Source organism: uncultured Endozoicomonas sp. (assembly GCF_947495845.1).
Taxonomy (GTDB): Bacteria; Pseudomonadota; Gammaproteobacteria; order Pseudomonadales; family Endozoicomonadaceae; genus Endozoicomonas.
In genome coordinates, this window is the sequence record NZ_CANMAO010000002.1 from 72135 (window position 1) to 86386 (window position 14252).

Annotated in this window: 13 protein-coding genes; 4 read left to right on the forward strand and 9 right to left on the reverse strand. The window is 46.7% G+C overall.

The features are described 5' to 3' along the window. Positions 1–62: 62 nt before the first annotated feature. The 3 genes from Q1B11_RS01995 to gloB all read right to left on the reverse strand — a co-directional run bounded on the left by Q1B11_RS01995 (position 63) and on the right by gloB (position 4451). Positions 63–1868, reverse strand: a complete 1806-nt coding sequence (locus Q1B11_RS01995) for an extracellular solute-binding protein (protein ID WP_299726579.1) — start codon at positions 1866–1868, stop codon at positions 63–65. 154 nt (positions 1869–2022) lie between these two features. Beyond that, positions 2023–3627 carry a LysM peptidoglycan-binding domain-containing protein gene (locus tag Q1B11_RS02000; protein WP_299726582.1) on the reverse strand — a complete coding sequence of 535 codons (1605 nt, stop codon included), beginning with the start codon at positions 3625–3627 and terminating at the stop codon, positions 2023–2025. Positions 3628–3668: 41 nt separating this feature from the next. Then, on the reverse strand, positions 3669–4451 hold the full coding sequence (gloB, locus tag Q1B11_RS02005) for a hydroxyacylglutathione hydrolase (protein ID WP_299726585.1): 783 nt from the start codon (positions 4449–4451) through the stop codon (positions 3669–3671). A gap of 331 nt (positions 4452–4782) precedes the next feature. Here gloB and Q1B11_RS02010 point away from each other — a divergent pair, with 331 nt between their 5' ends. Genes Q1B11_RS02010 through nudC form a run of 4 tightly spaced genes read left to right on the forward strand, consistent with a single transcriptional unit; the run spans position 4783 to position 7644 of the window. Beyond that, the gene (locus Q1B11_RS02010) at positions 4783–5604 is read left to right on the forward strand and encodes a methyltransferase domain-containing protein (protein WP_299726587.1); all 822 of its coding nucleotides are present in this window, start codon (positions 4783–4785) and stop codon (positions 5602–5604) included. Then, on the forward strand, positions 5601–6044 hold the full coding sequence (gene rnhA, locus Q1B11_RS02015; RefSeq protein ID WP_299726590.1) for a ribonuclease HI: 444 nt from the start codon (positions 5601–5603) through the stop codon (positions 6042–6044). Before Q1B11_RS02010 ends, rnhA begins: the two co-directional genes overlap by 4 nt. A 25-nt stretch (positions 6045–6069) precedes the next feature. Beyond that, positions 6070–6795 carry a DNA polymerase III subunit epsilon gene (gene dnaQ / locus Q1B11_RS02020; RefSeq protein ID WP_299726593.1) on the forward strand — a complete coding sequence of 242 codons (726 nt, stop codon included), beginning with the start codon at positions 6070–6072 and terminating at the stop codon, positions 6793–6795. Positions 6796–6846: 51 nt separating this feature from the next. Beyond that, positions 6847–7644 (forward strand): NAD(+) diphosphatase, encoded by a 798-nt coding sequence (gene nudC / locus Q1B11_RS02025; protein ID WP_299726596.1) that lies wholly within the window; start codon positions 6847–6849, stop codon positions 7642–7644. A gap of 274 nt (positions 7645–7918) precedes the next feature. Here the strand turns inward: nudC and Q1B11_RS02030 are convergent, their stop codons facing one another. The 6 genes from Q1B11_RS02030 to Q1B11_RS02055 are packed head-to-tail and all read right to left on the reverse strand — an operon-like array spanning position 7919 to position 14244. Next, a complete protein-coding gene (locus Q1B11_RS02030) occupies positions 7919–8311 on the reverse strand; it encodes a type IV pilin protein (RefSeq protein WP_299726599.1) in 393 nt (130 codons plus the stop codon). Between the two features lie 11 nt (positions 8312–8322). Beyond that, positions 8323–11589, reverse strand: a complete 3267-nt coding sequence (locus Q1B11_RS02035; protein ID WP_299726601.1) for a hypothetical protein — start codon at positions 11587–11589, stop codon at positions 8323–8325. A gap of 40 nt (positions 11590–11629) precedes the next feature. Further along, the gene (locus tag Q1B11_RS02040) at positions 11630–12187 is read right to left on the reverse strand and encodes a hypothetical protein (RefSeq protein WP_299726604.1); all 558 of its coding nucleotides are present in this window, start codon (positions 12185–12187) and stop codon (positions 11630–11632) included. Between the two features lie 14 nt (positions 12188–12201). After that, positions 12202–13128, reverse strand: a complete 927-nt coding sequence (locus Q1B11_RS02045; RefSeq protein WP_299726607.1) for a PilW family protein — start codon at positions 13126–13128, stop codon at positions 12202–12204. A gap of 22 nt (positions 13129–13150) precedes the next feature. Continuing rightward, entirely contained in the window at positions 13151–13726 is a 576-nt protein-coding gene (pilV, locus tag Q1B11_RS02050; protein ID WP_299726610.1) for a type IV pilus modification protein PilV, read from the reverse strand. Continuing rightward, entirely contained in the window at positions 13726–14244 is a 519-nt protein-coding gene (locus Q1B11_RS02055) for a GspH/FimT family pseudopilin (protein WP_299726613.1), read from the reverse strand. Before Q1B11_RS02055 ends, pilV begins: the two co-directional genes overlap by 1 nt. Positions 14245–14252: the final 8 nt, after the last annotated feature.

Consider the following 14252-nt stretch of genomic DNA (forward strand, 5'->3'; position numbering starts at 1 on the left):
CAGTATGAGTCTGCAGTGCTTAACGATCACAGCAATATTGATAGTAAGAAGCATTAGACGACTTAACGTTCATACCACCAAGTACTGAGATCAAGGGTATAAGGTGCCGGGTTGGTCGGATAGCGCAGGCTTTTCTTATGAATAACAAGCCAGTCCGGCAAATACCACAACGGAAGCACGTAATGATTCCACAATATCGTACGATCCAGTGTCCTGACAAGCGTCAGTAGTTCTTCTCTGGATTTAGCCATGGGTATTTTTTCAGTTAATGCATCAACAGATTTAAGGTCTACGCCCGCAAGGTTTCGGCTGCCGTGGTGATCTACAGTGGATGAACCCCAATGGCTGATTTGTTCCGTCCCCGGAGACGCGGTATGAGGAAAGGTGTGAAGCACAAGGTCGTAATCCTGATTTCGCAGTCGCTCGATATACTGTGCGATGTCTACCGTACGAATTTTTAATGTGATCCCCATATCCTGCATTAACTTTTGTACCGGCAGCAGTATACGTTCATTGTCTGGTGAAGAGACTAACACTTCCAGTTCAAGATGTTGTCCTTTCGCGTTGGTCATTCTGTGATTTTGAACAGTCCAGCCCGCTTGATTCAGTAGAGCGAGCACTTTGCGTTTTCTTTCCCGTCGGCTCAGATCAGCTTCACTGCCGGGTGAACGCCAGACGGATGTTAACGCTTCTGCTGGGACTTCTTTGGGCCAGGGTTTTAATAAGTTGATTTCGTCTGTGGTTGGCGCCGCATCTGCACCAAGATCTGAACCATCAAAGATGCTGTGCGCCCTTTGGTACATACCATGAAAGAGCTGCTTGTTAATCCAGTTAAAATCGACGGTATAGCCTAAAGCCTGGCGAACAGGGGCATCTGATAAAATGGGCTTACGGCTGTTGTAAGTCAACGTCAGGGTTTGGGGGTTATGGTTGGTCAGTGATGAACGAGTCAGGTTGCTTTTAACCATTCGTTGGTCATTTAGCTTGTCATGCCATTCCCTTGGATCTACCACAATTCTGAAATCGTATTCTCCCTTTTGCAGGGCTTCCAGAAGTACGGCATTGTTGCGGTAATATTCATATTGGATCACATCAAAGTTATGCCGTCCGCGATTAACCGCAAGACCCTTTCCCCAGTAATTTTCAACCCGTTGAAAGGTAACGGATCGACCCGGTTCAACCGTAACGGCTTTATAGGGACCACTGGTTACCGGAACGTCAAGGCCGGGTGATGAAAAATCTCGGTGTTGCCAATAATGCTTTGGGAATATGGGCATTTGTCCAAGAATTAAAGGCAGTTCACGGTTTTCACTGTTTTTGAAATGAAACGTTACCGTCCGCACGTCGTTGATGTCGACATGCTCAATATCCTGATAAAACTGTTTATAGAAAGTAGAGCCTTTTTCCCGGAGTACATCAAAACTGAACTTTACATCCTCTGCAGTGACAGCCTTACCATCATGAAATGTTGCCAGCGGATTTATATAAAATCTGGCCCAGCGATTATCAGGATCTAACTGCATTTTTTCAGCAATCAATCCGTATTTTGTCAAAGGCTCATCCCAGGACCGTGCGAGGAGTGAATCGTACATCAGGTAGCTTCCCGCCACCGCTGTACCTCGGTCAATATAAGGTGTCAGGCTATCAAAATGACCGATAACACCTTGTTTTATCCTTCCACCTTTTGGCGCGTCAGGGTTCGCATAATTAAAATGTGTAAAGTCTGCTGGGTACTTAGGTTCCCCATAAAGACTGATAGCATGGCGAAGAGGCGGATTTTGCAGAGTTGAGTCAGCGTACACCAGTAACGATAAACTGAATAACCAAGCTAATAAAAAACGAATCGAAACGTGCAGCGTAGACCGCATTCAGTGGCACCTGTTGAACATGCTCAGAAGATTATCGACTGTCTTCGGTGAATAACTATTTTTATTGCGACAGTGGATAATGGTTCAGGAAAGCTAACAGGATAGCAGGCAATAAGTATTAGAGAGCTCCAGTACTTATTGCCTGGATGAAAGATCAGGTATCCGTTACGTCCACAAAGACAATAACACGCTGACCCGGATGGATGTATTTGCCATTAAGATCGTTGTTCCAATCCTGAATTTCATTGACTTCGACATTGAATCGGGAGGCAATCTTAGCGAGGGAGTCACCGGAACGAACGGTATAATTCACCTTACGGAGAATGCTGCCATCGCTTTCCTGTTCGCTCCAAATAGCCAGCGCCTGATCAATCCGCAAAGTATCCCGTGGTGACAGATTGTTCCAACGGGTTAATTCATTTACGCCGACGTCATACTTCCGGGCGATGCTCCAGAAGCTGTCGCCGCTTTTTACCCGGTATTCCACTTTTGATCGACCGGATACACCGCGATTCTGTTTGGCGGCTAAACGTTGGCTGGCACTGAGGGTGTACGTTTCTGATTTGCCAGTGGCTACAGGAATCAGTAGTCCCTGCCCAATGCGAATGATAGTACTGTTCAGTTTATTGGCTTCAGAAATGACATCAATGCTGGTGTTGTAGTCATTAGCAATCTTACCCAGATTGTCTCCAGCTTTAACCACATAACGCTGCCAGGACAGCCGTTGTTCCGCCGGTAAAGCGGCCAGTTGAGTTCGGAACTGCTCTGCATGGTTCAGTGGAACCACCAGATAGTGAGGCCCTTCTGGTGGTGTGGACCAGCGGTTCAGCCCGGGGTTGAGTTGGTATAACTGTTTTAAATCGACACCAGAGAGTTCGGATGCCTTAGCCAAATCAAGCTGCCCATGGGTGTTCACCTTGGCAAAATAGGGTTTGTTGGCAATGGTGTCGAAGGTCATCCCATACTTTTTTGGGTCTCTGACGATTTTAGCAAGAGCGATTAACTTGGGAACATAAGCGGTTGTTTCTTTGGGTAAATCCAGAGCCCAAAAGCGAGTGGACTTCCCTAAACGCTGATTCTTTTTAACCGCACGAAGCACACGACCAGGGCCGGAGTTAAAGGCGGCCAGTGCCAGCTCCCAGTCGTCAAACATGCCATGCATATACACCATATAATCCAGAGCGGCACGGGTGGAGGCGACAACATCACGACGGCCGTCGTACCACCAGTTCTGATCAAGGTTGTAGTGCTCGCCGGTCTCCGGCATAAACTGCCAGAGCCCGGAAGCGCCTGCATGGGAATAGGCAAAAGGATCAAAACTGCTTTCAACAATTGGCATCAACGCCAGTTCCAGAGGGACTTTACGAGCTTCGGCTTCCTTTACAATGAAGTAGAGATAAGGTGCAGCTCGGCTGGACATGGTATTGAAGTAATTTTTGTGGCGGGTGTACCAGTTCAGCTCAGCCTGAATGCGGCTGTTGTTCTGGTCAAGATCCATTGCCAGACCGGACTGAATACGTACCCAGAGGTCATCAATGACGACAGGTTGAACCACTTTTTTAACATCAGTACTGCTAGTGTCTTTGGCCACTAGAGTTGGACCACCGGTCTGAGAAACTTCAGTCGGCGTTTCAGGTTGGTTAAGTACCTGACAGCCAGACAACAGCGACGACATGACAATACCAGACAGCAAAAGTCTGGCATTGGCAGGAAAACGGCTGCGGGGATGGCCGTCCTTGGGTTGGGGAGCTTTGATCATAAAATAGATTCTGGAGTTATTAGTCGGTTATTCTACCATCATCAAAATTGATCCTTCCATTCACGGATTACCCGTAGAACGTGAGAAGCAGAAGCGCCCGGTTGCGCACCTTTTTGCAGTGCCGCATTGATGACTGAGGTCTGGCCGGATCTGAGAAACGGGTTAGTAGCCAGTTCCGTCGCTAACGAAGAAGGTAACGATGGTTCTAATCGTTGGCGAAGCATCTCGACCTCGAACTTCCTTTTGATAATGTTTTTGTTATTTGGTTCCACAGCCAATGCAAATTCTAAATTGGCTTGTGTGTATTCATGGGCTGGGTAGATCAAGGTATTTTGAGGCAGCGCCGCTAGTGTTGAAAGGCTGCTGTACATTTGTTCTGCAGTACCTTCAAACAAACGACCACAGCCTGCTGAAAACAACGTATCGCCACAAAACAACGCAGGATTGCCTTGTTCGCCACTAGCCGTGAAATAGGCGATATGATCCAGTGTGTGCCCTGGCGTAGCAAAAACAGTGAATTGAGTACCTGCAATCATTACTACACTGCCATCCTTTAGAGGGTGAGTAATGCCGGAGATATTGGTGTTATCCGGGCCATAAACCGGAATATCCCGGTCAGCCGTTAAGGCTGTAATACCACCGGTATGATCATAATGATGATGAGTAATCAGAATGCCGGCAAGATGGCATTGCTGTTCTTTCAATGCCTGTTCTACGGGTTGCGCATCGCCAGGGTCAACGACAAAAACATCCGAGCTTCCGGACTGATGAAACATCCAAATATAATTATCATTAAAAGCCGGAATTGGTGTAATGGTCAGCATGAAGATGAAAAGCCCTGACGGCATATCTATGTAGAAACAGCCATGGTAAATGAATGGGGTTACAATGTAGAGTCTCTGTTTGTGTTTTCAGTGTAAACTGTTATCGGGAAAGGTAATAAGTACCCAACCATATGAAATCATATTTTCTGCCTTAGTGGTCAGCCACTCTGCTGTGTTACATCTACGATCTCATAGCTATGGCTATGCTCACTCCGATGTGCCTTGCATAGTAACTAACCACTAAGGCAGAATTATTCTATTTCATATGATCGGGTACTTATGGCTGTTAACTTTCAATATTTCACAATCTGTTTCGGGTGTGTTTGACTGCATGATTCGGCCTTTTGGAAAAAGTGCGGAAACCAGTCTGGATGATCGAGTTAAAGGGCTTGAGCATTGGCTGGACACAGACTCTGGGAAAATTCTGGTTGAGAGCGAACGCAGCCTCCTTGAGCATGAATTGAGTACGATCTTTGGTTTTCATGCCGGGCAATGTTCCATCTCATGGAAACTGGATCTACTGTCGTCCAGTCAGGTTCGGCGTCAATTTATACTGAGTCATCATCATCTTGAAAATCCGCCAAGAGCTCAAATTTGCGCTGACCCTCTTTATTGGCCAGTGACGCCGGGGTCGATGGATCTGGTGTTGTTGCAACATACTCTGGAAGTCGCAGACAGTCCCCACAGACTGCTCAGTGAAGCGGCGAATACGATCATTCCAGATGGCAAACTTATTATCATTGGTTTTAATCCCTACAGCCTTGGCAGTGTTGCCCGGCACACCGTCCCACGCTATCGAAAAATGATGCGAGGTGTGCATTTTATCTCGCCATCTCGTTTGAAAGACTGGCTTGTACTGTTGAACTTTTCCATCGAGAAAGTCATTTACAGTGGCTATCTTCATCCGATCAAACCCTGGTTTTCGGGTTTAAAGGGTGATCTGATTGAAGATCGTTTGGAACAGACACAACTGCCCATCGGTGGGTTTTATCTAATGGTGGCAACCCGGGAAACACCAGGGCTGACCCCAATTCGTAAAGTCTGGTCTGACGTCCGTCGTCGTTTTGTTGGTCAGCCATTAGCAAGGCCCAGTGCCAGTCGTTTATCACTCTCTTGTCATGAAATTGCCATAAAAAAAGAGGAGGGCGCTTGAGCCTCAACGTTGAAATTTTTACGGATGGAGCCTGTAAGGGGAATCCGGGTCCTGGTGGCTGGGGCGTTTTGCTTCGATACGGAGATCTCGAAAAAGAGCTCTATGGTGGTGAGCCGGAAACCACGAACAATCGCATGGAATTGATGGCGGCTATTGAAGGATTGAAAGCACTGAAAAGACCCTGTTCTGTAACCCTGACCACAGACTCTCAGTATGTTCGCAAAGGCATTCTGGAATGGATGAAGGGCTGGAAGCGTAAGAACTGGAAAAACGCGGCTGGCCAACCGGTAAAAAATCAGGATCTCTGGAAAATGCTGGATGAGCAGAACCAGAAGCATGAGGTTGAATGGCGCTGGGTTCGAGGTCACACCGGCCATCGGGAGAATGAAATTGCCGACCAGCTTGCCTGTAAAGGCGCTGAAGAACACAAGCGGACTTAAAGTACTGAGCAGGAATCGTTAATCCATGCGTCAAATTATTCTGGATACAGAAACCACCGGTATCGACCCGAAACAGGGGCATCGAATCATCGAGATTGGTTGTGTTGAAATGATTGACCGTAAGCTCACGGGCAATCATTACCACGTATACATCAACCCGGAACGGGTAGTGGAACAGGAAGCCATCGACGTACACGGCATTACTAATGAATATTTGGTGGATAAACCTGTATTCAAAACCATTGCTCAGGAGTTTTTGGAGTTTATCCAGGGCGCTGAACTGGTGATCCATAACGCAGCGTTTGATATTGGCTTTATCAACCATGAATTTGCTTTGCTGCGTCAGGGCTTTCCTAAAGTAGAAACAGTTTGTGGCGTTATCGATACGCTGGCGCTTGCTCGAAAGAAACATCCGGGGCAGAAGAATAATCTGGATGCTTTGTGCAAGCGTTACTTCATCGATAACTCATCCCGTACGCTTCACGGAGCACTGCTGGACTCCGAAATTCTCGCTGAAGTCTACCTGACGATGACCGGCGGTCAGAGAGCCTTACTGCTTGCTGGCGGCGATGATGACAGTGATGGCGATGATGACGGTGGAAGTCAGATTCGCAGGCTTCCCAATGACCGTCCGGCATTGAAAGTGATATCTGCTGGCGAAGATGAACTGGCTCACCATAAAAGAAAGCTGGATTATATTCAGAAACAATCGGGTAATTGTCTTTGGCTTGCGAACAAACCTGCCCACTGAGTCTTCAGCGTTTAGTTTACAGCTTGCAGTTTACAAGGAGTTACCTTGATTGTGGATTTACCCGAGTCTGTTTCCTATTCCCCCCTCATGGGTTATGACCCCGAGCTCAAGGCTGAGCAGTTTCTTGTTCTCTTTGAAGGTCAGATAGTACTAAGCAGCACAAACTCATGGCTTTGGGGCAGGGAAGAGTTCACTGGTTATGAAACCTCTCAGGCAATAGTTGTTGGTCATCTTGATAGTACCTCTATCGGGTTTGCCGAGCTGTGTTATCTACCAGAAGGTTACGAGGTCATCAGCCCAAGACAGTTACTGACGATGACCAGTGAAACAACATTTGGGTTATTGAGTCATGGGTTACAGATTTTAACTTCAAGAAAAGAGCATCGTTTCTGTGGATACTGCGGCACAGAGAATAAGGCTGAAGCGGGTGAATGGGCAATGGTCTGCCCTGGTTGTGGTCATCATGCTTATCCCAGAATTTCTCCTTGTATCATTGTGGTCGTAAAAAAAGGCGACGAGTATCTTTTGGTTCAACATAACCGTCATGGAAAAACATCAACGATGCACACGGTAGTGGCAGGCTTTGTTGAACCAGGTGAAAGTGCGGAAGTGGCCGTTAGTCGTGAGCTGATGGAAGAGACCGGGATTAAAGTTCGCAATATTCGGTACTGTTTCAGCCAGAGCTGGCCTTTTCCACACTCATTAATGATGGGATTTCATGCAGAGTATGAATCCGGGGAACTTGTGATAGATAATAAAGAGCTCTGTTTTGCAGGGTGGTTTCATAAGGATCACTTGCCGCAACTCCCGCCGAAATTCACCATATCCCGTCAGCTGATTGATCTTTAGCAATTATATTATCCAATCATATTAAAGCGTATTAAAATATTCCATCCAAATCCTACGAATAAGTAACCATTGAAAAGGAGCTCAAGCAGAGCCCCTCACAATCTTCTAAGTACCCGGCCATATGGAATCGAATATTTCTGGTTTGTTGATCAGGTTCTCTGCAAGGCGCAACGGCGGGAGCATAGCAAGCTATGTGACCAGAGTTGCAACGCAGTCAGAGGGGCTGATCAATGAGTCAGAAAATATGATTTCATATGGTTGGGTACTTATACATTCACCACTTACCCGATTTACTGCCCAACGAATTTATCGTGATATTCCCATCAACCGCTTGAGCATTCTGAGGTAAAGCCAACAGCAAGTAACCATCTTCACAGGTAAATGCATCACCTGCGTCACCACACTCAGAACTGATGGAGTACCAGGCATGTTCAGTGACAAAAGGATTATTAATGCCCAGATCGGATAGATCATTGGCATAGCGGTGATTTTCCAAAAAAAACTGCTCTTGTCGTCCAGCAATATCAAGCAAGGCGGTTTGTCCCTCCGAGCGTCTGCCATTCTGCAAGTATTGCTGGTAGCTAGGTAATGCAATGGTCGTCAATATACCCAGAATGACCAGGGTAATTAGCAGCTCGATTAATGTAAAGCCAGACTCCTTTTTCATTGTTTTTTCCTTTATAGCTCTAGCCATCCACTGCGATGAATGCCGATTGGATTGTCGACATCACAAAAGTTGGAGTTCAAATCACAGAGGCTTTGTCCTTCACCCATGGAGACGATCGCAGCATCACCGGGCATACCCATAACCGACAGTAAAGAAGCTCGATCATCCACTTGTCGGTCACCATCATTGTCCAGGTCTCGAATGGCTGCCGCGGTATGTAAATTCACCACATAGAACCGACTACTGCCAATACCCGGCATACAGGCGTTGGCACCAGATGCACTGGTTGGGGAATAGGTGCTGAACAACAATGAACCGCTGTACACATCTCCGACCGTTGTCGTTTTTTCACCGGAAGCGGTCAAATTTATGTACCAGCCAAAGCTTGTATCCAAAATATTCAGTGCGCTGGCACTTTGCTGACCTGTGCCTTGCTGAATTAAATTACTGCTCGCGTCATAAAAGTCATCATGTTGAATCACTTCCGGTGGCGTACTGCAATCCTCACAGTTGCCAAACCGAGTATAGAAAACATTTTTATCTCGGATCACGTAGTAGCGATCCGATGGAGTGGTGGTTGAACTTAAACTCCCGGACTGTGGATTAGCTCGATTACCACTGCCAAGAACCACCGCGTCATAAGCAATGCCCCGGTAAATGGTGCGTACCAATTCGGGTTGATACATAAATCGACGATCTGAACTATTATCCGGCGCTGGGCGAACATTCAATTCATCTGCTCCCAATTCAGCCAGTTTGATCATGCTCCAGACGTTACTTTCTTCTGTCGGTTCATCCTCATCAAGGTACGCTGTGCCAATATCAATTCTGAACACATTGCCACCGGTATCCGCAAAATACACTCGGTCAGTGAGACCATCACCATTACTGTCCATTGGAGCAGGGGGGGCGACAACACTCCATTTCAAACGACTGTCTTCATAATGAAGCGCGTTTGGTAGATCAACATTGTCTGTTGGGATAAACGATTTAATTAATTCGCCACTGCCGGCATCCACAAAAAACACACCACGCCCTTTTTGCGACAGCTTTCTCACCCTATGGCTATTTCCATCGGTATCTACTTCCTGAATACCAATGCGATCGTCATCATTAACAGGATCATAACCAGCGCTAAAGGCAACGACATACCGATAAAAAATCGAGGTGGTTGTGACTCCTGATTCCGTATCTGTTTCTACACGACGATAGCCTGGAATAATCATAGGAACAGGAGAGGACCAGCTTTGTCCTAACTCTGCAAACCCCGGATCAGTACTGTCTTTTCGCCATAGAAGAATCGGTGTACCATCGGGATTAGAAACATCAATGGCATAATAACTATCACCACCGCGGCGCATACCAAAAAGCAACACCATGCGGTCACCATCGGTGTATTTGATATTGCCATCGTCATTGTAATCCAGCCGAATAACACTGATCTGGCCATCAATACCATAAGGGTGTGCGGTGCTGTCACTGTCTAGATAAAGGGCTGGTACATTGCCTGCGGTTTCTCCTGCAAAAAATGACCAGTTTTCTTCTACGTCATTGCCTTTATCTTCTATAAAGTGCAATTGCCCAAAGTTGGTGCCAAACGCTAAACGAATATTTGGATTATCCTGGTCATATTCCGCACCATCGCCGTCTGTATCGCCATAATTCAGGGTCACTGGCTGAGAGTGCAGAATGTCACCCAGTACCCAGGAACGTGTATTACCATCGTCGTCCAAACCTTTTATCCAGTTTATTAGGTTGTCCGACGTGTAATGTTCTGAGCCGGTTAGGCCAAATTTGTCACGTTCTATGTAATCCAGTGGCCCCATAAATTCAAATTCTGTGGTCTCATCGCTGAATGTCAGGTTGGTATAGAAAGTACCTCTGGCTCCGGTGGCTAATAACTGAGCGCCCAATCCACCACTTTCAACTTGCCGGCCGTCGCTGCCGTTTCCCCAGTAGGTGCCAATACCTTCAGCAATCCGATTTCCATTGGTTTCAATTGCGGCATCACAGCCTCGATCAACCACGGTGCCGGGGCTAAAATTGTCATTCTCATCACAACCCGGCGTTACGGTATTATCTTTAAATATCTTCAGTTTTTTGATGTTGCCCAGCCAACGAGTGTTGTCCGTTGGACGAAACATAGCGTAGTAGGCATTATCCAGTGACTCGGTTTTTTTAAAGCTATTCACTGCAACGGAAGGGGACACAAAAGTACTGTTTCTTTTCAGAATCTCCCCCAGTGCACCCTCAAATGCACCGGCGATGTCGTCTACTGCAACACAACCCGCTTCCGGATCAGTATTGGTGCCCACTGTTGTATAACAGTTGCCACCACCTTCATCTGCGGTGTCTCTTAACAACTGTTGATCCGTATCAAAACCAATGGTGTAAGTAAACGCCTTTTGTGGGCCGGTAAACGTATTGCCATCAAGGCCGGATTCACCGGGATTACTCAGGTAGCCGGCAAGGATTGGCAGGCAGTTGCCGTCATATTCTGAGCAGGATCTTCCAGTCAGTGTTTCAATTTCGGTATTACGACCTCCATCCCTGCTTGGCTGACCATCAGTCATGTAAATAACGTAGATATTTTGGCAACTGTTCAATGGAGAAGTGTATAAACCGCCACTTTCCTGTGAGGTATCTCTGCTGCCAGCTTCGAGACCATAATCAACAGATTGACCAGTAAAATATCGATAAACCTCATAATAGGTTTCACACAACGGTGTCCATGTACTGGGAGACAGGTCATTTATTGCTGATAGCAATGTCTGTGTTTCGCCGCTATTTCTTTCCCGTAGCCCCTGGAATATGTGCCCTCCATTTTCAAAGTTAAACAATGCAAGGCCAAACTCCAGGCTTGGATTATCTGTGATGAGCTGGGTTACTGCTTCTTTGGCAATATCCATTCTTGTTCTATCAGGTTGAAAAAACCAGTTGAGATAGTTGCCTGGGCATGAGGTAGCAACAGAATTCTGCTGGCAGGGATGACCATCACTTAACAGGTTATTAATATCTTCATGATCGTCGTCTATCTCACCGGTGCCATTAGATGGATAGCCACCCTGATAAGTAATTGACGCGTCGTACGGTCCTCTGGGTACAACTGTTCGCATGCTGCCGGAGTTATCAAAGATGATCATTACCTGAGCCGACTCTGTATTGGCAACATTCGCTGCAGTAAATACTTCGGTATCATCAGCAATAGTCAAATTTGACCAAAGACTTAACATGGATAGCGTAATCGCCACTCCGGTTTTCAATGTTGACCACATCATAGGCTTATCTTTTTCTTATCATTATTTAATTAATTCTGATTTACGGCGAAGGTGATGGTACTAAGTGCGTAGGAATACTGACCATGACATTACGTCCTGAAGAAGCCCCATTGCTCTGATCCCCCAGCATCACCTTAAAGGTATTCATGGCCAGCGTCGTCGATATACCCGACTGATTACTTGCCCCTTCAATCTGGTAATACTCCACCTGATATTTCCCGACACCACTGGCATTTTCTGTTCGTGGTGCAGTCATTGATGTTGATTGATAACGAACACTTGGGCTTGGTGGCGTATTAGCTGTTCCACAAAGGTGCGCCTGTTGCTGTTCCTGAGTGAGACCTGCGGCGGGTTGTAAGGGGTTATAAGGATTTCTGGCCTCATTACAAACACCTTTCAAAAAAGTATCCATACCCGATACGGATATTTGATTCACTATCGCCTGAGCGTCATTAAAGGTATTGAGTTTGATTTCTGTATTGGCAATCGTCCGCGGTGAACGGCTATTCTGATTGACCATGGTGACAGCAATGGTGGTCATCATCATCAAGAACAGCAGAGAAACCAGCAGAATCATTCCGCTCTGTTTTTTCTTCATCTTAATCATCCTGATTATTGATATGCATGGTTATATAGAAACACTGTCGTACTGACTAAATGGCGATGACGATTATCACCACCGCCTTTTACGGTGATATCACCCATGGTATAGGTTCGATTGTCCGTGTAATTATTCGTTTCCGGACTTCTTGCCAATAGATGAATTTTAACGCTTTGCACCTGATTCCACTGGCCGGCGCTCCAATTACTTATGTCTGCTGGCACACTTTGATGCCGATTGACCTGGCCATCGCCGTTTTCATCAATACCCAGCTCAACCCTCATGGCTTCAATATTGCTGGCCAGTGTCGTATCTACCAAAGCATCATTATCCAGCCGTAGTAATCTCAGTTCATTGTTGGCCAGATAAAACAGGCTGAACTGGTATTCTCTGATTTCCTGATCAGGTGATAGATCCGGAGCATTGGTTCCTCGAAAAACTCGACCTTCCTGACTGTTGGCAACCAGATAGTTGCCAGTGGCAGCCAGTGCCGTCGTCAATGAACCTGCCGTACCTTTAAATAAAAACCAATCCGCCGGTTTACCATCGGCTGCCGTATAATTTCCGGCCTGACCGACAGCGCAATCCAAAATATTATTGCCTCCACGCCCGGCTAAAAAAGAAGGAAAGGGCTGGGTTGCGGAAGCCAAACCAGTACAATCATCAGTCACCGTATAGCCTGCAGAGCTGATGCTCCCAGCAGCAACACCGTTAGCAAAACCGGCAGATTTTAAATCACCGCTGGCAATGGCCAGGGCTGATCTGGCGTTATGATTCAATAACACCATGTCACTACTTTCCCGCTGAGCGATAAAGGTGTTGAGATATAAGGTAGCCACGCCCGCCAATAAGAACAGAGACAGCACCATGGCAACCATCAATTCAATGATGGTAAAACCATTCATACGACGAGAGTACATCAATAAACAACTATCCATGTTTGATGATCACTTTTTGTTATTAGTTAATGGTCGTGTTCATCACCATGACACGTCTGAGATCGTTATCCGCAATTGAGCGGTAACTGGCGATGCCGGTTCCACAATTGCCCGGTTCTGCGGGAACCAGTGCATCCGGTGGACGACTGTCTGGACGAGGAAAACGACCACGCCACACCAGCGTCAGCGTCACATCACTATTATTAATATCGATACAGGCTCTGGGAGAAATAAGGCCGCCCGTGCTGGTAGCGTCTTCCCGTTGAATGGCACCAGCAAACACAGAGGTTCCCCATTGCCAGAGATCAAAAGCAGCCGTTTGCTGTGCCGTACAGTTAGATCCCGCTTGATGACAGACCGTGCCAGGCTGAGCTGGCACGGCATTCAAGTTGGCGGTGTAACTGCCAAGCCCATCAACATTTGCTGCCATGCGAGCCAGAAGGTCATCAGCAAGGTTTATCGCAATGGAACGTTGCTGCACTTCAATAATGTTCTTACGGGACTCCAGCACTAAGCCGGCAATGCCCAGTAGCCCAACAGACACAATCATCATCGCCACCAGCACTTCAATCATGGTAAAGCCTGAAGTATTTTTCATCACGGCGATTCCTCCTCAGTTTCTGCTGGCTCTTCTGTATAGTCTTCTGTAGAACCTTCCTCAGAAGGGGAGTGGGGAGTAAACGACACTGTTATGCCATTGACGGTACCGATGATAGAAGAATTCGCATCACTAATAGCGATAGCCCCACCGGAGAATAAACCGCGGTTGTCAAAGCGATAGCTGTCTTCCGGTGAGTTTATGTTGGTGTCCGTGAATGACCCAACCTGCATCAGGGTGACACCATTAGCACTGACAGTCCCATTACTGCCTACCCAGTCATTGTCAGGAGTAATTGTTACAATGGTATCCCGAGTGATGGCTTCCGATCGGGCAAAAGAAAGAATGCTCTGGATTTCCTGAGCCTGATTGCGAACACGATTATTAGCAATCGACTGAATAAACGACGGGTAGGCTATAGAGGCGACAATTGAAAAGACCGCAAGGGTGATCAACAGTTCTACAAGTGTGAAACCACATCCTGTGTTCTGTTCTCTGTACTTCCATTTAACAGACATAAACAAAC

Excerpts from the sequence above, each read along its gene's own strand:
- dnaQ (WP_299726593.1), top strand. The coding sequence starts at position 6,070 with ATGCGTCAAATTATTCTGGATACAGAAACCACCGGTATCGACCCGAAA.
- Q1B11_RS02000 (WP_299726582.1), bottom strand. The coding sequence starts at position 3,627 with ATGATCAAAGCTCCCCAACCCAAGGACGGCCATCCCCGCAGCCGTTTT.
- Q1B11_RS02030 (WP_299726599.1), bottom strand. The coding sequence starts at position 8,311 with ATGAAAAAGGAGTCTGGCTTTACATTAATCGAGCTGCTAATTACCCTG.
- pilV (WP_299726610.1), bottom strand. The coding sequence starts at position 13,726 with ATGAAAAATACTTCAGGCTTTACCATGATTGAAGTGCTGGTGGCGATG.
- Q1B11_RS02010 (WP_299726587.1), top strand. The coding sequence starts at position 4,783 with ATGATTCGGCCTTTTGGAAAAAGTGCGGAAACCAGTCTGGATGATCGA.
- Q1B11_RS02035 (WP_299726601.1), bottom strand. The coding sequence starts at position 11,589 with ATGATGTGGTCAACATTGAAAACCGGAGTGGCGATTACGCTATCCATG.
- Q1B11_RS02045 (WP_299726607.1), bottom strand. The coding sequence starts at position 13,128 with ATGGATAGTTGTTTATTGATGTACTCTCGTCGTATGAATGGTTTTACC.
- Q1B11_RS01995 (WP_299726579.1), bottom strand. The coding sequence starts at position 1,868 with ATGCGGTCTACGCTGCACGTTTCGATTCGTTTTTTATTAGCTTGGTTA.
- Q1B11_RS02040 (WP_299726604.1), bottom strand. The coding sequence starts at position 12,187 with ATGAAGAAAAAACAGAGCGGAATGATTCTGCTGGTTTCTCTGCTGTTC.
- Q1B11_RS02055 (WP_299726613.1), bottom strand. The coding sequence starts at position 14,244 with ATGTCTGTTAAATGGAAGTACAGAGAACAGAACACAGGATGTGGTTTC.
- gloB (WP_299726585.1), bottom strand. The coding sequence starts at position 4,451 with ATGCTGACCATTACACCAATTCCGGCTTTTAATGATAATTATATTTGG.